Source organism: Altererythrobacter rubellus, assembly GCF_030284385.1.
Taxonomy (GTDB): domain Bacteria; phylum Pseudomonadota; class Alphaproteobacteria; order Sphingomonadales; family Sphingomonadaceae; genus Erythrobacter; species Erythrobacter rubellus.
In genome coordinates this window covers 1,273,920-1,293,131 of record NZ_CP127221.1, presented here as the reverse complement: position 1 = coordinate 1,293,131, position 19,212 = coordinate 1,273,920, and the positions used below count along the sequence as shown (strand labels likewise).

The following is a 19,212-nucleotide window of genomic DNA, read 5'->3' as shown; positions in this document are numbered from 1 at the left end:
TTTACTGCGCCGCAGCAGCGCCACCGTTTGGCAGCTCCCGCTCGGCCATGAATTCATCTGCGTCCTCGATGGCATCAACCCCCATCAGACCCGCCATTTGCCGCGCACGCGCACGAAGTGTTTCAGGCACATCTTCATTGCGAGCGATCTCGCCAAACAAAGTCCCGGCCTGCTCGCTGTTACCCTGTTCTGCATGCGCCATTGCAACCAGTTCGCCTGCACTGCCGAACCAGGGATTACCCGGCACCGCCAGTGGGGTGAGATTCGCGACCACTTCTGCCGGATCACGCGTATCGAAGCTGGCTGCCATTTCACGGATCAATGCCAGATCGCGCAAGACCGGTGGGGCACTTTCATCGGCTGCAACTTGCGCATATAGCGCGACTGCGTCCGAAACCCGTTCTTGATCCATCGCGATACCTGCTTGCGTCAGCATCGCCGCAGCTTTCGCCGCGCCTTCGCTTTGGCCGGCAAGCGCCGCTGCGCTTGAGTTGGCGCTGTCAAAATTTCCTGCTTCGGCTTGATCGAGAACAGCTGTCAACGCTTCGCTATCAGCTTCCATATCGGCTTCGCGCTGGCCATCCCAATACAGATAGCCACCGAAACCAGCCAGCCAGAGAACCACCGCCGCAATCAGCGGCTTGCCGTACTTTTCGCCGAACTCCCTATACTGGTCTTCACGCACAGCATCGTCGATCTCGCGCATCAGGACATCGTCCTGAGCCGCTTTCTCTTCTTCGGGGTTTTTCTTTTTTCCGGGTACTAGCGCCACAATCTGGCTCTTCCTCAAACTGATTAACGTCTTGGGGTGGGCTTCTAGTGGGGCGAAGCGCCAACCGCAATGGCGCTTTACATGTGTCCCCGACGAGTTGAACGCTAGGTTAAGCGTATTGCGCCGGATTATCCGGCAATTGCCGCTTGATAGAGCGACCCAAGCGCCCTGGCAGATACCGCCTTGTCAAATTGTGCCAATGCTTGCTGGCGATTGCTTGCAGCCAATGCCCTGCGGGCCGCCTTATCTTCGATCAGATCATCAAGCGCAGAAGTCAGGTCAGCCTTCCCGCGCCGGATAACCGCGGTCGCCGCGGCCATGGCTTGCAGGGTTCTGGGCGCTGCCTCGAAGGGACCGGCAAGCTCGACATAGATGTCAAACAGCGCCATCGCCTTTGCTTCATCGGCCAAACGATCCAGCACATGGACACGGTGGCTAACTTCCAGACCTTCGGCCAAGCTTCGGATCTCTTCTGTTGATGTTTGCTCTGTTGTGAGGACCAGATGCCAATCGCCTGGCAGATCCTGCAAGGATTGCACGAGCTTGCTTGCGGACGCAGCTGTATCGACCGACAGATTCGCGCCGATCCAATGTTCGGCCGAACGCTTGACCAGGCCGTGCAGTGCGTCAGGCTTTGTGCTTGGCCGGAAGCGCTTCAGATCGATGCCCGGTTGAATATGCGCGATCCGGGGTGCTGCAACGCTCCAATGCCTTCGCGCGAAATCGCCGATCGCGGGAGCACCCGTGACCAGCGAATGTGCTGAACTTAACGCTATTCGCCGCAGAAGCTTGCGTTTGAAGCCCTTCTCTTTGCCAAGAAAGCCGGCGGAGCCTTGCTCGTGATGCACCAGTGGCGGAAGCTTCAGATGTTGCCCGAAAACCTTATGCGCCATCGCGACATTGATCGCATCCCAGCCATAGGTGACGACAAGATCATAACTCGCCAGAGCATTGCCAATCGCGATCAGCTTGCCCGGCCCCGCGCTGCCCCCAAAAACGGGAAAGTCCCGGGCCACAGTCAGATTATTCGCGCGGAGAACCGATTTGTCATAGCTCACATCGGGATTGGCAAGCGCGATAGTGTGCGCGGCTTCAAAGCCAAACGCACCGAATCCTGCTGCGACCTCCGCGATCAAGGCCCCATCGCGCAAGCAATGCAGAATTCGGAGATTGTCGGCGGCCACAGTTGGTCGCCTAGACTATATCCGCGAGCAGTGCCTGGATCGCTGCAAGCGATTCAGGCTCATCAAGCATCGGTGCATGGCCGACCCGTGGCACAGTGACAGTGCGTAGATTACCATGCACCCGCGCCATTCGCGATTGAGTCTGCTCGGTCAAAAGATTGGACAACTCGCCGCGAACCAACAGTGTCGGTGTATCGCTCAAAGCCTTGAATGCTGGCCACAAATCAGGCTGGGGCGCATCATTGGCGGATTTAAAGGGATCAGCGATCCCCATATCATAGTCGAGTACGAGACGCCCATTCTGGCCCAGCACCATGGTGCGCTTTGCCATCTCAAGCCAGGTATCAATCGAGTAATCAGGAAAGCTTGCGCCATGCGTTTCGCGCAGTGAGTTTGCAGCGTGCATCCATGTGTCAAAACTGCGCCCTTGCCCGACATAGCCAGCAATATGCGCGAGGCCCGTGGGATCGATTTCCGGCCCGATATCGTTGAGCACGGCGGCGACAATGCGCGAGGCATCCTTGGCCGCCATCAGCATCGTCATAAGCCCGCCCATCGAAGTGCCGATGGCTACAAACTTCTCGATTCCAAGCTCGGCCAGCAGAGCCTCGACATCCTTGATATAGGTCGGTGGGGTGTAGGTGCTGGTGTCTTTCGCATACTCGCTGTTTCCGCGCCCGCGCATTTCCGGCACGATCACGCGCCAGTCACCTGCCAGCGTCTCTGCAAGCGGTGCGAAATCCCGCGAATTACGGGTCAGGCCATGCAAGCAAAGCACCGGTGGCTTGTCGTTCGGCCCCGCGTAATCGCGGTAATAGAGTTTCAGCCCGTCCGGGCTGATCCAGTATTCGTCTGTGTAGGATGCGCTCATGGGACGGATGCCTTGGCGAAATCGCGGCGGAAATCAAGAGATGATACGTATGCCCGCAGCGCGCCTAGCTTGCAGTCCCCGGCACTAGACCCCACTAAGGGTGTATGCCCAGCGCCCCGAATGCCTCGCCCTATACGCCCGATGTTGCGCTCACAGATACCCTCGATTGGCTCGGATCGCCTGTTGAAACGGCAAACTTTCCCGAAACACGCGTGCGCTTTCGCAATGATCGCTGGGCCAATGCCGTCGGCTTGGCAGGGTTGAGCGACGATCAATGGGCTCAGCATTTCGGCCGGTTCGAACCACTGCCAGACAATCTGCCACAGCCTTTGGCGCTCGCCTATCACGGGCATCAGTTCCGTGTGTACAATCCAGAGATCGGCGATGGGCGCGGGTTCCTGTTTGCGCAATTGCGCGATGGCACCAAGGAAAATGGGGGCCGGTTGCTCGATCTGGGAACCAAGGGTTCCGGCCAGACCCCCTTTAGCCGAGCTGGAGACGGACGGCTGACCCTGAAGGGCGGCGTGCGCGAGATCCTGGCAACCGAAATGCTCGAAGCGCTGGGCGTAGACACATCCAAAACTTTCTCGATCATCGAGACCGGTGAAGAGCTGATGCGCAATGATGAGCCCTCGCCGACCCGCTCGGCTGTGATGGTGCGGCTGAGCCATGGTCACATCCGGATCGGCTCATTTCAGCGTCTCTTGGCGTATGAAGAGCGCGATCATATGGAAGCGCTGGTTGCCTATTGCCTGAAGCATTTTCCCGGTCCGCCTCCACCCGAGGACGCGCCGGGCCGCGATGAACCATCTGTGCGACTGCTTCACAATGTGGTCGAGCGGCTCGCAGATCTTGCCGCCAGCTGGATGGTCGCGGGCTTTGTTCACGGCGTCCTCAACACCGACAATATGAATATTTCGGGCGAAAGCTTCGACTATGGCCCATGGCGCTGGCTGCCCAATTGGGATCCCGGCTTCACCGCCGCCTATTTCGACCAGCAGGGGCTCTATGCCTTCGGCCGCCAGCCAGAGGCGCTGCATTGGAATTGCGGGCAACTCGCGGTCGCATTGCGGCTGTTGAGCGATGCGGAGCCGCTGATTGCTGCAATGAACCGGTTCGGGCCGCTCTATATGGACGCGGTCGCGCGGCGCTGGTGCTGGCGTTTGGGCATCAATCGGCGCGGCGCAGAAGAGGATGGCGCCCTTGTCGCTGCCTGCGAAAAGGCGCTGCGGGAAACCGGCAAGCAGCCGGACGCTTTCTTCCACGCGCATCGTGGTGGGCGCGGCGCGTCAGGCGAGCTGGCGGACATTCTAGAGCCATATGAGCCCGTCGACGATAGCCATGATTATTGGAGCGATGATCAGCCGCAATCGATGCTGATCGACGAGGTTGAAGCCATCTGGTCGGCCATTGATGCACGCGATGACTGGCAACCACTGCATGACAAGGTCGAGGCAATCCGCAGGATGGGCGATGCCCACGGCGCCGCACCGGTGCCAGCTGGTCATGTTCGGGCCTGAGCAGAACTCGTAAAAGCTTGTGATCTTGCGCAATATCCCTTTCCCATTTTTGCCTGTCCCGACTAACCGGATTGAAGGAGGGAGGCCGCGGGCTACAACGTGAGCGACAACACATTCATTTCCTATGAGCCGGCCACTGGTGAAGAACTGTGGCGCGGCGAAGCGACTGACGTTGACGCAGCGGTTGCCGCCGCGCGCGGCGCCTGGCCTGCATGGGCTGGCCAATCGCTAACCAAACGTATCGAGCTGGTACGCCGGTTTGCCAATCAGGTGCGCAAGCGTGCCGACGAATTTGCCGAACTGATCGCGCGCGAAACGGGCAAGCCCTTGTGGGAAGCCCGGACAGAAGTCGATGCGGTGATCAACAAGGTCGAAATCTCCGTCAACGCCTATGCTGAGCGGACGGGCAAGAAAAAGCTCGATAGCGCACTTCAGGGCACCGCTGCCGTGCGCCACAAGCCGCACGGGGTGATGGTTGTTCTCGGGCCCTACAATTTCCCGGCGCACCTGCCGAACGGACATATTGTGCCAGCTTTGATCGCGGGCAACACGATCGTGTTCAAGCCAAGCGAGAAAACCCCCGCTGTGGGCGTATTTCTGGTCGATTGCTTCCACCAAGCCGGTATTCCCGAAGATGCCATCCAAATCGTGATCGGTGGGGTCGAAGAAGGCAAAGCCATGGTCAGCCACCCTGGCGTCGACGGCGTGCTGTTCACCGGGTCTGTGCAAGCCGGGATCGCGATCAACCGGACCCTCGCGACAAATCCCGGCAAGATAGTTGCGCTGGAAATGGGCGGGAATAATCCGATTGTGGCAATCGATACGCCGCTGCTCGAGGACGCAGCCGTTCTGATTGCACAATCCGCGTTTACAACCGCCGGCCAACGCTGCACGGCCGCGCGGCGCCTGGTCGTGCTGGAAAGCATGTACGAGCCGCTGATGGAAGATCTGCTCAAGCTGACCAAACGGCTGATTGTCGATGAGCCTTTCGCTGAGCCGTCGCCTTATTTCGGCCCGGTGATCGACAATGACACCGCTGACAAGCTGATGCAAAGCTATGTCCATCTGATTGGCCTGGGCGGAAAACCTATCCAGCATTTGCGTCGTCCGGACGAAACCAAGCCGTTCCTGACGCCAAGCATTATCGACACAACAGAGATCGAAGATCGGCCCGATGTCGAACTGTTCGGTCCGATTTTGCAAGTTATCCGGGTGAAGGATTTCGATGCGGCCATTGCAGAGGCGAACAACACGCGCTTTGGCCTGTCTGCTTCGCTGGTCGGCGGTAGGCCGCAAGATTATGACCGTTTCTGGGCAAACGTCCGGGCTGGCATCATCAACTGGAACCGCCCGACCAATGGCGCTTCATCGGCTGCTCCCTTTGGCGGAATCGGCCTGTCGGGTAATCACCGCCCCGCTGCCTATTACGCAGCAGATTATTGCGCATATCCGGTTGCCAGCACTGAAATGAAGCAACCGCGTGCAACCATCAGCATTGGTCTGATCGAGAAATAACTCTTTGTTACAAATATAGAAAACGCCCCCATGCCGAAGCGAGAGAGCGTTTTCCGCGGCATGGTGGTTGCCGCCCCGGAGCCACTTGGTGGAAGCGGCCCAAGCTTGTGATTACGTCATCGAATTAGCGACAACGCGAATTGCTGCGATCGATTTCACGGCCAAGCAACGCGCCGCCTACCGCACCAAGCAACGTCCCAAAAGTCCGGTCACCGCGGCCCGCCAGCTCGTTGACAGCCAGTGCGCCAACGCCGGCACCGATCAGCAGTCCTGTCGTGCCATTTTCCTTGCGGCAGTAGTAACTGCCGTCACGGCCACGCCAGATGCGCGTATCGCGATAGACAAGCTCGCCATAATAGCCGCGATCATCGTAGTGATTGCGATGGCCATAGGCATGGCCGCGCGCATGATGCGGGTGGCGCTTGCGCTTATGCTCGGCCGTCGTCTCACCCAGCACTTCGACATGGGCGTATTGCGATGACGCGAGTGGGGCAGCAGAAGGAACATCAGCCGCTTGCGTTGGTGCCGAGACAGCAAACGCCATTCCGGCCGCGGCGATAGGGGTGAATTTCTTTCCAGTCTTAACAGTCATTCTTCCAACTCCTGCTCTCATCGAGTGCTTGCTGTTGCGGGGGCTGATGAAAACACCGCGATTCGATGTGTTCAGGTTTAGGTCTGTTAACCTGAACAATTTGCAACAGAGGTGTCAGAATTGGAAAACAGCGACAGGCCGTGCGAAATCATCGGATAAATCGTTGCTTGCAGGTGTGGCACGGCAGGCCTAGGGGCCGCTGGTGCGCACTCCAGTACCTCAAGCAGACAGTCAGGCTGGCAGCAAGCCATCGGGCCTTCCTGCGGCGCTGGGCGCCTATCTGATCTGGGGCTTCTTGCCGCTGTATCTGATTTTGGTTCAAAGCGTGCCGCCAATCGAATTCGTTGGATGGCGGATAATCTGGACCCTGCCCTTCTGTTTGCTGATTGTATTGTTTCGCAAACAGATTCCGGAGCTGAAGACCGCGCTGTTTAACCGGCGCGCCATGTTGATATTGCTTGCCAGCTCTATCCTGATTGCCACTAATTGGTTCGTCTATGTGTGGGCGGTCCAGACCGGAGAAATCTTTGCAGCGAGCCTTGGATATTACATCAACCCGCTGGTTAATGTGCTGTTGGGAACGATGCTGTTGGGAGAAAAGCTCTCCAGGCGACAATGGATCGCAGTGGCGCTGGCCGGCGCCGGCGTTGCAGTCTTGCTGGCAGGTGCGCTCACTACCCTTTGGATCAGCTTAACGCTGGCCCTGAGCTTTGGCACCTATGGCTTGCTGCGCAAACAGGTTGCCGTGGGGTCGCTGCCGGGGCTGACAATCGAAAGCGCCCTGTTGCTGCCCCTATCTGCCGGAATTGCCATGTGGTATGCCGCTGGACCGGGTGGATCATCATTCGGGCAAGACATTTATCTGAGCCTTGCGATTGTGCTGGGCGGCGTATTTACCGCAGTTCCGTTGTTGATGTTCGCGGTGGCGGCAAAGCGGATGGATTATTCCACGCTCGGCTTCATCCAGTTTCTGGCGCCATCAATCGTGTTCATCCTGGGGCTGACGGTATTCGACCGCCCCCTGCTGCCGGCACAGCTGGCGAGCTTTGCCTTTATCTGGACCGCAATCGCAATCTTTGTGTGGGACCTTGTCCAGCGCGGCCGCAAAGCCAAACCTGCTTAATCGACAATCCGCCAGCCAAGCCTTTGTCCGGCGTGAAACGGCACGATCACGCTGCCACCCGCCTTCAATTCATCAGGAACGGACACGTCCACGCGTTCCAGCGTTATGGTATCTTCATTCGCTGGCAGGCCGTAAAACGCCGGTCCATTGAGCGAGGCAAAGGCTTCGAATTTGTCGAGTGCGCCTTCCTCTTCAAACACCTGAAGATAACTTTCCAGCGCGAACGGTGCATTGAAAATGCCCGCACAGCCACAGGCAGATTCCTTGGTATGGCGTTCGTGCGGGGCGCTATCGGTGCCAAGGAAGAACTTCGCATTCCCGCTGGTTGCCGCTTTGCGCAGCGCCAGCCGGTGTGTTTCACGCTTGGCCACCGGCAGACAGTAATTATGTGGCTGAATCCCGCCCACCAGCATGGCATTGCGGTTGATGTGCAAATGCTGCGGCGTAATCGTGGCGCCTACATTGGGGCCGCAATCAAGCACAAAGTTCACTGCATCGCTGGTGGTGATGTGCTCGAACACTATCTTCAACTTGGGAAACTCGCTCGTGATCCGGCGCAAATGCCGCTCGATGAATTCCGCTTCGCGATCGAAAACGTCGATATCGTGATCGGTCACTTCGCCATGCACGCACAGGACAATGCCATGGGTTTCCATCCGGGCAAGCACGGGATCGAGCTTGCGCACGTCCGTCACGCCATTGTCCGAATTGGTGGTTGCACCGGCCGGGTAAAGCTTGGCCGCCGTGAACACCCCTTCTGCGTGCCCGCGTGCCAGGTCATCAGGATTGGTATTGTCGGTGAGGTAACACGTCATCAACGGTGCGAAAGTTACTCCGTCCGGCACAGCGGACATAATCCGCTCACGATAGGCCGCGCCCAGTTCAGCGGTCGTCACAGGCGGCGTGAGATTCGGCATCACGATCGCGCGCGCAAACCGGCGCGCAGTATAGGGCAGGACATCACGCATCATAACGCCATCGCGGAAATGCAGGTGCCAGTCATCGGGGCGGCGGATCGTCAGCGTGTCAGTCATCGACTTTAGCCTCTAATGCTGTGCGCGGTATCTTTCCAGCCGCTATCTTCATCCCTAAGTGAGCCAGTATGAAAATCGGATTTCTTGTTTGCCCCGGCACAATGCCCGGATCACCCCGCCGTCGCGAAGACGCCTATGAGCACGATCTGCAGGTCGACGCTATCCGTCCGGAGATCGAGAAACTGGGCGGGACACTGACAGAGGTGGATTGGCGCGATCCAATCGAGGCCTTTGACAGCCATGATCTGGTGCTCGTCGGAACGCCGTGGGACTATCAGGATGACGAGGCGGCATTCCTTACCAAGCTGGACGCGCTTGAAGCGGCCGGTATCATAGTCTGCAATTCAGCCGCGACCTTGCGCTGGAACGCCCGCAAGACCTATCTGCGCGATCTGGAAGCGCGCGGGATTGCGACAATCCCCACCCTCTGGATAGAAAAAACCAGTGCTGCCGACATTGATGCGGCGATGCGTGCTTTCCATTGCAACACGGTTGTCGCCAAGCGGCAGGTGGGCGCAGGCGCAGAAGGACAAACGATCCACCATATGGGTCAGACCCAGCCAGATTGGCATATGCTTCATCCTGCGATGCTGCAGCCGTACCTGCCGCAAATCGCCAGTGAAGGCGAGTACAGCTTCCTGTTCGTCGACGGGCAATTCAGCCACGCCTTGTGCAAGCGCCCGGCGGAAGGCGATTACCGCGTACAGTCGCTTTATGGCGGAACGGAGGAGGCGGTTTCACCTGACGGGGCCGATCTCGCGGCGGCGCAGGCTGTGGTCGATGCGATCCCGTTCGAAACCCCGCTTTATGCCCGGATCGACATGGTGCGCGGCATCGGAAATGAACTGCTGCTTATGGAAGCGGAGCTGATCGAACCCTATCTCTATCCCGAACAAGGGCCCAAACTGGGTCTCCGACTCGCGAAAGCGATTTCCAAGAAGATAGAGACCAAGTGACCGCAACCCGACTTTCAAGCCGCGCCGTCATTCGCATGGCTGCACAGGATGAGAGCGAGAACGTGCGCGCATTCCTGCAATGGCTCGTAACCAATGATGTTAGCGCGGATTTGCCCGTATATGCTGCGCTGCTGTCCGCGCAAGGCAAGGCGATGTTCGACTTTCTGGTCTGGGCGGACGGCGACGACATCCTGCTCGATTGTGAAGCGGCTGTGGCTGAAGATCTCGCCAAACGCCTCTCGCTCTATCGCCTACGCCGCAAGATCGACATTGCGCGCGATCACAGTCTGGCGGTCCATTGGAGCAATGAAGCGCGCGAAGGAGCGGTGCCAGACCCCCGCCTGCCAGAGCTAGGGTATCGCTGGCTCGCGCCTGCAATCGATGGCGAGGAGCCAGCTGACACGGCATGGCTCGCACATCGCCTTTCGCTAGGCGTGGCCGAGGGTCAGGCTGAACTTGGCGATATCCTGTGGCTGGAAACGAATGCGGTCGAACTGAATGGTGTTAGCTTCGACAAGGGCTGCTACATCGGTCAGGAAAACACCGCCCGCATGAACTGGCGGCAAAAGGTGAATCGTCGTTTGGTTGCAGTTCCGCTCGACACATCAGATGAAAAGCGCCGGAAGGTGGCCTATCCCGACCTCGGCCTGGCCATCGACCATCTACGCGTCAGCGATATCAACCCCGCGAATACGCCCGACTGGCTGCGGAAGGCCATCAAGCCTGTTGGTTGATCGGTCCAAGTGAGCGTTCAAGCATTAATTGAGCGCGATCACGCGCCGCTGTTTCTGGAAGGCCAAGCGATTTCGCGAGTGCCGACCCGATCAGTGCATCCCCCATGGCCATCAGCACCAACGCAAGCGTTTCGACATGAAAACTGGTCGCATTGCCGTCATGATCCACCTCTTCTGGCGCGATCTCGTCCACCAGCTGGTGGATCGTCTCTACAATCGGACTCAATGCATCCTCATCGCCGGTCAGGATCATCCAACTGGCCAGCGCCCCGGCTCCCTCTTTATCGAAAGCATCGAAAGCCAGGTCGACCACCTCGCGCGGGCTACCAAGCCCAGCTCGATGCGCAGTGACCGCTTCCTTGATCGTCTCGCAAACAGTCTCTGCCAGGTGGCGCGCAAGCTCCTTTTGCAGTCCAGAAGCTGACCCAAAATGGTGCAGCAAGTTTGCATGCGTCCGCCCAATACGTGCCGAAACCGCCTTCAGAGTGACTGACTGAGGCCCTGTTTCAATAAGTAAAGCCCGCGCTGCCTCGAGAGCGGAACATCTTGATTCTTCGGGTGTTAACCGTTTGCGACTTGTCATTATTTGTTAAGCCTAATAGATTCTTAAAACCATGACCGACCAAATCAACGATCTAGAGCGCTCTGATGTAACCAGCAAGAGCAGCGATGAACCCATCACCGCCCGCGGAAGCGCGACCCCGTCTGAGCATGAGTTGATCGTGCGTGACCGGCGGTTTGACCGCAAGGCAATGGTCCCGCGCCATTGGCATTCGAATGATCCGGTGGCGACGGCCTGGTACAACTCTGTTTCAGCCAGCCTGCCGCGCGGCGAGGCCTTCTTCATCGAAACCTTGCGCGATTTCCGCGAAGATCTGCCGCCCAAGCTGGCGCGCGAGATCAAGGCATTTACTACACAGGAAATCAATCACACACGCGAGCATGTCGCATTCAACCGGTTGGTTTCAGATCACGGCTATAATGTCGAAAGCATCGAGCAGGGCATCCGTGCGATGCTGGAACTGACCGAGGGTCGCCCCAAGGAATTCAACCTCGCGATCACTATCACGCTGGAACATTTCGCGGCGATCATCAGCCGGCATCTGCTTTCCGATCCGCGCTATCTTGAGGGCGCCGACCCGGTCGCTGCCGATATCTGGCGCTGGCACGCAACCGAAGAGATCGAGCATAAGGGCCTGGTCTACGACGTATGGTTGCACGCGACCCGCGATTGGAGCGCGTGGAAACGCTACAAGACCCGCGCACTGGTTGCAGCGTTGATCACGAAGAAGTACTTCGGCAACCGCATCCGCGATGCCATCGGCCTGCTGGAGCAGGACGGCTTCACCCACAAACAGGCGAAGCGCAAGCTCTATGCCTTCCTGTGGTGGAAGCCGGGCATGATGCGCCGGATGTTCGTCGAATGGGCAGCAATCCTGACGCCGCGCTTCCACCCATGGGACCATGATGACCGCACGCTGATCGGCAAAACGGAAAGCCCCTATGCCGATGCGGTGATGCCGGCAGAGTGAGCCGAAAGCTGCACTTCCGCTAACGACCCAATACCTGCCGTTCGCCTCTTCGGCAGGTTTGCGCCCCAACTTCGGCCGTTTGGGCATCATTTCAAATGACTCGATAGCGGACATTGGTCTTTTTCTCTTGAGGCTCGTTTAACTTCACGGACACGGTAGAAGCACGGGCCGTACGCTAACGAAACTTGAGGCTGAGGCTATTCCTATGTCAGCGTTCCACTTCGATCCGCAGCAAGCAATCTTCAGGCCTGCTTCGCAAAGCCCAAGAGAATGGCCGCATGATGGACAAGTTCGGCGACTTCCTCATCACTCGTCCGATGTGCAATGACAGCCCCCAGCCCATTGAAAGTGAAGGCGAGCAGGAGCTCAGCGGCGGCGGCTTTCGAGGTGGCTTGCGGCAAATCCCCGGCAGCTACTGCGCAATCAACGATTTGCCTGAAGCAATCGACATAGACCGCTCTCAGCGTGAGAAGCGAAGCGAACTTCTCGGGCTTCTGCATCATCTTTAGCTGGACTGCCGGAACCAGCAAAGTGAAACGGAACCATCCCGTGGTGTCCTTGCAAATGAGCCTCAGGACGGCTCGCAACATGGATCGCCATTCGGTGTGGTCAGCAATCGCCTGTTGAATCGCCTTTCCGTTCACCTTCATCATGTGTTCGGCGACTGACGCGAACAATTCTTCCTTTGAGGAAAAGTGGTTGTAGATTGCGGCACCGGTAATCCCGCATTCCGCCGCGATGTCTTGCAAGCTGACTTCCGAATACTCGGCTGAGCTGAAGTACCTCGCTGCTGCAAGCAAGAGTCTTTGACGGGTCGCCTCCGCGCTTGAACCGGGTGGGCGGCCGCGCTTCACTTTGCTTCCGACGTGTCGAGATTTTGGCAGCGTATCCTGCAAGTCTCAGTTCCTTCTCCAGGACAAGCTGACGATCATGGTCGATACCATATGGGGGAGCTGTAGGCCCGCTCCTGGATCATCCGGGGAATCCCGTCAGGCAGCTCCAATCCGTAGCGCTCGGCATCGTAAGTGCTCCACCTCTTGGTCGGCACCTGAAGCACGCGGATATAGTAGAAGGAATGTTGATCCGGTTCAAAATTCCGATCACGCCAGAAAACGTTGAAATAGGGGAGTCCGTTGATGCTGGGTTCGTCCAGATCGAACACCTTTTCATGCAGCACTCCGCTTGCATCCAGCCACCCCTTGATGACCTGCACACGTTCGAGCATCGCACCGTCGGGATCCTTCAGTACGCGCACCAAGAGACGTGGAGTCTGTCGGAGTTTGGCCGCTTCGAGGACCCCGCCCATCGGCACGCCTGCAAAATATCCGAAGGGCGCGAAATCGTCGCGCGACAGGTCGGTTTCCTCAAAGTCCCACCCTGCAAAGAGTCTCAAGCGTATGCGGGGTCCAGTCGTCGCGTAAACCTCGCGCCGTTTGAGCGCGTCGAAGATCTCCTCGCGCGTATTGGCCCGCGCCCATACCGCCGTATAGCCCGAGGCAGACAGGCCCGCATTGGCCCAAAGATTCCCACCCATCTGGCTGCCGAGACGCTCTTCGGTCGGCTCGGAATCGAGGAACTTCCCCCAGAAATTGTCATCGTCTGCCGTGGCAAGGGCGGTGTGGGAATCGGTCGATCCGATGAAACCGAATTCATATGGGTTAACGCCTAGTCTCGCTCCATATCGCAGCCCCTTCTTCAGACCGCTCCGGGCATATTCGCCCGCAAGGCTGCGGCGCGCATCTTCCGGGTTGTCGCTTCGTGGGCGCATGGAGATGTCGGTTTCGTACCAGGTCTCGAAATCGGCAAAGCGATCGTCGGGCGAAAGCAAGGGGTGTGCTTCTCCATCGCCCTTTACCTGCGTGACTTCGTAGACCGGCTCCCATCTTTGCCGACGCTGAGCATAGTCCGCGGTCAAAGAGCCACCATCCAGCGTCGTATCATCGAACATCAGACCGCCGGAAAGATTGCCGTTATGGGCAATGGCGAGCACCTGCCCGCCCGTTCGGCGTTCGAAATTGCCCATGTAGTCCCACAAATCCTCGGGATCATCACTCTGGAGAGCAGAGAAGGGAAGAATCTGTCTGGTCTTGTCCGGTCCTTCACGAAAGACGACCACCCGGTGGAGATTGCGACCGCCCGGCATCGAGGTCCACTCATATCCCGCAAGCGTGGTGAACTCGCCTGGACGATTGTATCGCTCTGCTGTGTCGATGAGGTCAGACCAGATCGTTCGTTGATGGTCATCACCGGGAAGATCCATGGGTTTTTCGCGAGTGACCATGGCAACGTAATCGCTCAGGACAGCGCCAATGCCGCTCTCGCCTGAGAGAAAACCACTCCAACGTTCGCCCAGCGGGGTTTCCAATAGCGCGGGATCGCCTTCGCGAACGGAGGAGAGGACTCCGAGATATTCGGCATGATCGGCGACCATGAGAAAATCGAGTGGTCTGGCCAGTGCTGCAGGATGCCCGCTGGAGGCCATCACCGTTTCGCCCATGGCGAACCTGTATGCGTCTTCGGGGCCAAGCCGCTCGTTGCCCAGACTGTTGCTGTCGAACGAGAGGTTCGTGTGGACGTGCAGGTCTCCCCAAAGCACCTGCTCGGGATACTCGCTCAAGACAACAGTCGTGGGAGTTTCATTGGATTCTGCCACCGGCGCTTCGCGCATTGCCGAGCATCCAGCAAGGATCACTGGAGCAAGCACGCAAGAAGATGCCGCCTGTCGCCACATGACACCCTTTTTTCTGCTTGCCTGCATTCCCTACCCCCTACGAAGAGTCCCGAGCGCTCACACTTTTGACGATAGTGCACGTTCCTCTGCGAATATAATCTCAGGTTCATAAACATAATACCGCCAATAGGCCAATCGGCTAAATTGGTGAGGTAAGGGGAGGGAACATGAATACATTCAGGATTGGTCTGCTTACCGGAACGCTGTTGACCGGCGTTCTTGGAAGCCAAGCAGCTTTTGCCCAGCAAAACGAAGAAGCTTCGGCGGACGAAGACGACAACGTGATTATCGTCACCGGGCGTCTTCGCGGGGACGAGGCGGTGCAGGACGTGCCGCTTGCCGTCACGGTCGTCAGCCCGGAACAGCTTGCAGCGCAAGGGGCGCTCACGATCGAGGATGTTGAGGGCCTCTCGCCCAACCTAGTGATCGACCCCGTCGGCGCAGGCCCCGGCGGCGGCGCAATTTCGCTGCGTGGTGTGAGTTTTGAGGACATTGAAAAATCCTTCGAGCCCACGGTCGGCGTGGTCATTGACGGTGTCTTCATCGGGACCAACACGGCGCAACTGACCAATGCATTCGATTTCGAGCAGGTCGAAGTCCTGCGCGGGCCGCAGGGAACCCTTTTCGGCAGAAATACGATCGGCGGCGTCATCAATGTCCAGCGATCGCGCCCTACCAAGGAATTCGGTGCACGCGGCGAAGTGACATTCGGCAATTTTGGCAGGCGCGAGCTTAACGGCGTGCTTAATGTCGGCGACGGCGACGTCTTCGGCCTCAAGCTCTTTGGTTATGATCGCGAGTTTGACGGTTTCTATGACAACGTCACGCTGGGCGTCGACGCCGGAGCAAACTCCAACACCAATATCGGCGCCACCGTCCTCATAGAACCTACACCGGCCTTGGAACTGCTGCTCACGGCGGAGTATTCCGAGATCGGCGGGGATCCGGCAGTGTCGTCGCTGTCGGCGAGCACCGATGTGCTGTGCGTGCTTTTCGCAAATCCGAACCCTGTGCCGCCCAACACGTTCAACCTTATCCCCGAACAGTGCAATCGCAATCTCGACGAAGACCTGTACACCGTCTTTGCTAATGAGCTCGGCTCGATCGATTTTGAAGAGACGGCGCTGTCGGCTCAGATCAATTGGGACATCGGTGATCTCAGGGTGACTTCGATCACTGCCTTGCGGGACTCGGACGAGCGCGTGGTGCAGGACTTCGACGGGACATCGATCCCGTTCTTTCAGACTGATCGCGTTCAAGACTATCGCCAATTCAGCCAGGAACTGCGCCTCAGCGGCGAGTTCAACGAAGGCTTAAGCGGTGTGGTCGGACTGTTCTACTTCGAGAACGAATACCAGCTTGACCAGACGACGACCCTTCCCGGCGGTGCGCAGGTCAATCCCTTCACCGATCACGAAGTGGAATCTTTCGCGCTGTTTGCCGACTTCGATCTGGACCTGACCGATCGCCTGCGGCTTAGCGCGGGCGCGCGCTATTCTTGGGACGATAAGGAGTTCACCCGCATTCTCGCTCCGGGTGTGCAATTCAGCAACGCAGTCAGCTTTGAGGAGTTCACCCCGCGCGTCAGTCTCGATTTCGACATCTCCGACGACACGCTCGTCTACGGGTCCTATGCGAGAGGATACCGCGCCGGCGGCCTGAATGGCCGTGCGAACAGCCCTTCGGCGGTGGCGACTGCCTTCGGACCCGAAACGGTCGATTCCTTCGAAGTTGGTCTGAAGAATTCCTTCCTCGGCGGCGATCTTATCCTAAACTTCGCAGCGTTCCTTTCGAAGTATGACGACAAACAGGAGGATGTGGTCCAGGCGACCCCGCCGGGATCGGCTAACCCGCAGGAGACGGTGACGCTCAACGCCGCGAGCGCCGAGATCAAGGGTCTCGAGGTCGACATGCGCGCGAACCTGTTCGAAGGTTTCTCGCTGACCGCGTCGCTGGGCTTGCTCGATGCGGATTACGAGAACTTCTTCATAGATCTCAATCTAGACGGCAATCAGGACCCGGGCGAAGATGCATCGACACGCCAGCTTCGCCGCGCGCCTGATGTCACATTCTCGGTTGCCGCCAACTATGAAGTGCCTGTCTCGGACAACAGCGAACTCGACTTCAATGTCAGCTTCCGCACATTGAGTTCCTATCAGACGACAATCGTGGCGGCTCCGGGCAATTTCGGCGCAAACGATCCGAGGGGTCTGCACCCTGCGACATCGGATCTGTCGGCAGCGATCACCTACACGTTTTATACGGGTGAAGATTCACGCATCTATGCGCGCGTCTTTGGTCGCAACCTTACAGACGATACCGGGCTGTCTTCAGCGCTGCCTGTCGCGGGTCTGTTTACCTTCGGCACTGGCATTCCACCGCGCCAATACGGTGTAGCCCTGGGTTTCGAATTCTAAACTTCTCTAGAATGGGGTCTCAACGCTCTCGAGACCAATCCTTGGGCCGCCGCTTGGCGGCCCATTTTTGTGTTACTGCTCGCAAAGATGTCCGCTTTCCACCCCAATTCATGACCTAGGCGAGGCTGAAAGCGCTTTCCAGTAGCGGACAAAAAACTCCCTTTCCTACTCACTGAAAATCTGGCTCAAAAGCGCGCATGATCTTGGCTCAATCCATCTTGCAAGCCGCTCGCAATAGCGCCCCTCTCCCCAAGGAGAGTTTCTCTCTTAGGACAGTGTTCCAAGTGTTCCATCCTGTTGGATTGGAACGTGCTTTCGCCTCAGTCGTCGCTCGCTCGTGTCGTGTTGCCGCGGGCAGATTGCGCCTGCTCCGAACGACGCCTTTCCAGATCGACTTGTTGTCGGTCATGCGCCCGATTCCCCGCAATCGCGACGACCACGAAAAACAGCATGAGTGCAGCAGAAGCAATGACAATGGCAACAAGCACGATTCTATACCCTTCGATTGGTCGTGTTGCGGGGGCTGTAGAGCGTATCACTTCACAAGGCAGCATTGTTTCGACAACACACCAACGCACCCTGCTCGCTATTGACACAGATGTCAGTACGGTCTACTTACAATCATGTCAGTAACCCAAATCATGGAGTGCCCAGTGAACGCCCCTGCCAAGATTGATCTTGAAACCGCAGCAGCCGCAAACCGCCGCAGCGCTAAAGATCCAACACCGGCCGATCTCGAAATCACGGTTCGTGACGAACACTTTAATCGCAACACCACACCCAATCGGTGGTGGGCGGGCGAACCGTTCGGCACAGCCTGGCACAATGCCCTGTCAGCCACTTTCCCGCGCGGTGAGGCTTTCTTCATCGAAGCGGTCAAGGCGCATCGCGATGGCGCCCCGCCCAAGCTCGCGGCGGAGATCCGCGCTTTCGTGAAGCAGGAAATCAACCACACCCGCGAACACATCGCGTTCAACCGCCTCGCCGAAGATCATGGTTACGACATCAAAGCAATCGACAAGCGCGTTGAGGAAATGCTCAACCTGACCAAAGGCCGGCCAGAGATCCTCAATCTCGCCGCGACCATGGCTCTGGAACACTACACCGCTATGATGGCGAGCGAATTCCTGAAGAATCTAAAGCATTTCGACAAAGCTGACCCCGAAGTTCGCAATATGTGGCGCTGGCATGCGGCCGAGGAAATCGAGCACAAGGGCGTCGCCTATGACACCTGGAACCACGCCACTCGCGACTGGACGCCGTTCCGCCGCTGGAAAGTGCGCAGCCTGATGATGCTGATCGTCACGGGCCGCTTCTTCAAGAACCGCTGGGAAGACACGATGAACCTGCTGGCGCAGGACGGCATTACCGGCTGGAAGGCGCGCTGGGGCCTATTCAAGTATCTGGCATGGTCACCAGGCGTTGTGCGCCGCATTTTCCCGGCGTGGCTGGCTTACTTCAAGCCGGGCTTCCACCCGTGGGATCACGATGATCGCGCATTGATTGGTCTGTATGAAGGTGACTTCGAAGACGCTCTTCTTTAACCTGCAGAATAGCCTTTGCGTCTTCCCTAAATATCAAAAAGCCCCGGCTCCGCAATGGAACCGGGGCTTCTTTTTGTGCCGCCTGAATTAGGAGAGGAGAGAGGATCAGGCGGCAGTTTGCCAATCTGCCGATTGCTCAGACAGATCGAGCGAATATTCAGCGATCAGCGCCTCTGCTCCACGGCCACAGCTATGGCGATTTACGATCCGACCAGTGGGCTTGAAGCCAAGTTTTGACAACACCTTGCTCGAAGCAGGGTTGTCTAGAAAATGGCTTGAAAACAATGTCTTATAACCAAGGGTTGAAGCAATCTCGATTACGCCGCGGCCAGCCTCGGTGGCATAGCCCCGCCCCCAGTGCTGGCGCGCAATCCAATAGCCCAGTTCAACCTGACCGACCGTCATATCGATCCCGATGCAACCGATCAGGGCAGCATCTCGCGAACGTGTGATGAGAAAGCGCGGAAACCTGGGATCAACCGGCAGCTCCACAAAACTGCGTGCATCATCCTGGCTGTATGGCCATGGCGCACGCGCAAGGTTCCGCACCACGCCTTCATCGGCGATCCCGGAATAGACGGCCTGCCAATCCTCTGGCCAAGCCGGTCTCAAGAGCAACCTTTCGGTGCAGTGGAACATCTTCCTTCTCCTCAATGCCCCGCTGCCGCCCGCTTAGGAGCAATGCGT

18 protein-coding genes are annotated in these 19,212 nt (G+C 58.0%); 8 read left to right on the top strand and 10 right to left on the bottom strand.

Translation table 11 applies throughout. From position 1 onward, the window contains the following. Nucleotide 1: 1 nt before the first annotated feature. The 3 genes from QQX03_RS06585 to QQX03_RS06575 all read right to left on the bottom strand — a co-directional run bounded on the left by QQX03_RS06585 (nt 2) and on the right by QQX03_RS06575 (nt 2,827). Nucleotides 2-772 (bottom strand): tetratricopeptide repeat protein, encoded by a 771-nt coding sequence (locus QQX03_RS06585; RefSeq protein ID WP_285974968.1) that lies wholly within the window; start codon nt 770-772, stop codon nt 2-4. 128 nt (nt 773-900) lie between these two features. Further along, nucleotides 901-1,956 carry a glycosyltransferase family protein gene (locus tag QQX03_RS06580; protein WP_285974967.1) on the bottom strand — a complete coding sequence of 352 codons (1,056 nt, stop codon included), beginning with the start codon at nt 1,954-1,956 and terminating at the stop codon, nt 901-903. Nucleotides 1,957-1,966: 10 nt separating this feature from the next. Then, complete coding sequence (locus QQX03_RS06575; RefSeq protein WP_285974966.1) at nt 1,967-2,827, bottom strand: alpha/beta fold hydrolase; 861 nt, start codon at nt 2,825-2,827, stop codon at nt 1,967-1,969. A 104-nt stretch (nt 2,828-2,931) separates the two neighbouring features. Here QQX03_RS06575 and QQX03_RS06570 point away from each other — a divergent pair, with 104 nt between their 5' ends. After that, on the top strand, nt 2,932-4,347 hold the full coding sequence (locus QQX03_RS06570; RefSeq protein ID WP_285974965.1) for a protein adenylyltransferase SelO family protein: 1,416 nt from the start codon (nt 2,932-2,934) through the stop codon (nt 4,345-4,347). A 99-nt stretch (nt 4,348-4,446) separates the two neighbouring features. Next, on the top strand, nt 4,447-5,862 hold the full coding sequence (gene astD / locus QQX03_RS06565; protein WP_285974964.1) for a succinylglutamate-semialdehyde dehydrogenase: 1,416 nt from the start codon (nt 4,447-4,449) through the stop codon (nt 5,860-5,862). Nucleotides 5,863-5,986: 124 nt separating this feature from the next. Here astD and QQX03_RS06560 read toward each other — a convergent pair whose 3' ends face one another. Continuing rightward, nucleotides 5,987-6,454, bottom strand: coding sequence for a glycine zipper 2TM domain-containing protein (locus QQX03_RS06560; protein ID WP_285974963.1), 468 nt, complete (start codon nt 6,452-6,454; stop codon nt 5,987-5,989). Between the two features lie 202 nt (nt 6,455-6,656). Here QQX03_RS06560 and rarD point away from each other — a divergent pair, with 202 nt between their 5' ends. Continuing rightward, on the top strand, nt 6,657-7,577 hold the full coding sequence (gene rarD / locus QQX03_RS06555; protein WP_285974962.1) for an EamA family transporter RarD: 921 nt from the start codon (nt 6,657-6,659) through the stop codon (nt 7,575-7,577). Here the strand turns inward: rarD and pyrC are convergent. After that, complete coding sequence (pyrC, locus tag QQX03_RS06550; RefSeq protein WP_285974961.1) at nt 7,574-8,611, bottom strand: dihydroorotase; 1,038 nt, start codon at nt 8,609-8,611, stop codon at nt 7,574-7,576. The genes rarD and pyrC overlap by 4 nt on opposite strands. Before the next feature lie 68 nt (nt 8,612-8,679). Here pyrC and QQX03_RS06545 point away from each other — a divergent pair, with 68 nt between their 5' ends. Both QQX03_RS06545 and ygfZ read left to right on the top strand, forming a co-directional pair. After that, the gene (locus tag QQX03_RS06545; RefSeq protein ID WP_285974960.1) at nt 8,680-9,567 is read left to right on the top strand and encodes an ATP-grasp domain-containing protein; all 888 of its coding nucleotides are present in this window, start codon (nt 8,680-8,682) and stop codon (nt 9,565-9,567) included. Then, nucleotides 9,564-10,301 carry a CAF17-like 4Fe-4S cluster assembly/insertion protein YgfZ gene (gene ygfZ, locus QQX03_RS06540; protein ID WP_285974959.1) on the top strand — a complete coding sequence of 246 codons (738 nt, stop codon included), beginning with the start codon at nt 9,564-9,566 and terminating at the stop codon, nt 10,299-10,301. The genes QQX03_RS06545 and ygfZ overlap by 4 nt, the downstream gene beginning before the upstream one ends. On the opposite strand, the gene QQX03_RS06535 is transcribed toward ygfZ, so the two are convergent. Next, complete coding sequence (locus QQX03_RS06535; protein ID WP_285974958.1) at nt 10,285-10,884, bottom strand: TetR/AcrR family transcriptional regulator; 600 nt, start codon at nt 10,882-10,884, stop codon at nt 10,285-10,287. The genes ygfZ and QQX03_RS06535 overlap by 17 nt on opposite strands. A 31-nt stretch (nt 10,885-10,915) precedes the next feature. Between QQX03_RS06535 and QQX03_RS06530 the strand changes: the two genes are divergently transcribed. Continuing rightward, nucleotides 10,916-11,833 (top strand): metal-dependent hydrolase, encoded by a 918-nt coding sequence (locus tag QQX03_RS06530; protein ID WP_285974957.1) that lies wholly within the window; start codon nt 10,916-10,918, stop codon nt 11,831-11,833. Nucleotides 11,834-12,075: 242 nt separating this feature from the next. Here QQX03_RS06530 and QQX03_RS06525 read toward each other — a convergent pair whose 3' ends face one another. Together QQX03_RS06525 and QQX03_RS06520 are read right to left on the bottom strand one after the other, a co-directional pair. Further along, complete coding sequence (locus QQX03_RS06525; RefSeq protein WP_285974956.1) at nt 12,076-12,687, bottom strand: TetR/AcrR family transcriptional regulator; 612 nt, start codon at nt 12,685-12,687, stop codon at nt 12,076-12,078. Between the two features lie 74 nt (nt 12,688-12,761). Then, on the bottom strand, nt 12,762-14,591 hold the full coding sequence (locus QQX03_RS06520; RefSeq protein WP_285974955.1) for a DUF3604 domain-containing protein: 1,830 nt from the start codon (nt 14,589-14,591) through the stop codon (nt 12,762-12,764). Nucleotides 14,592-14,731: 140 nt separating this feature from the next. Here QQX03_RS06520 and QQX03_RS06515 point away from each other — a divergent pair, with 140 nt between their 5' ends. Beyond that, the gene (locus QQX03_RS06515) at nt 14,732-16,981 is read left to right on the top strand and encodes a TonB-dependent receptor (RefSeq protein ID WP_285974954.1); all 2,250 of its coding nucleotides are present in this window, start codon (nt 14,732-14,734) and stop codon (nt 16,979-16,981) included. Between the two features lie 320 nt (nt 16,982-17,301). On the opposite strand, the gene QQX03_RS06510 is transcribed toward QQX03_RS06515, so the two are convergent. Continuing rightward, complete coding sequence (locus QQX03_RS06510; RefSeq protein ID WP_285974953.1) at nt 17,302-17,469, bottom strand: hypothetical protein; 168 nt, start codon at nt 17,467-17,469, stop codon at nt 17,302-17,304. A gap of 135 nt (nt 17,470-17,604) precedes the next feature. Between QQX03_RS06510 and QQX03_RS06505 the strand changes: the two genes are divergently transcribed. Then, nucleotides 17,605-18,525: a metal-dependent hydrolase gene (locus QQX03_RS06505; RefSeq protein WP_285974952.1), complete on the top strand. Its 921-nt coding sequence runs from the start codon at nt 17,605-17,607 to the stop codon at nt 18,523-18,525. A gap of 105 nt (nt 18,526-18,630) precedes the next feature. On the opposite strand, the gene QQX03_RS06500 is transcribed toward QQX03_RS06505, so the two are convergent. Then, a complete protein-coding gene (locus QQX03_RS06500; RefSeq protein ID WP_285974951.1) occupies nt 18,631-19,164 on the bottom strand; it encodes a GNAT family N-acetyltransferase in 534 nt (177 codons plus the stop codon). Nucleotides 19,165-19,212 lie beyond the last annotated feature (48 nt).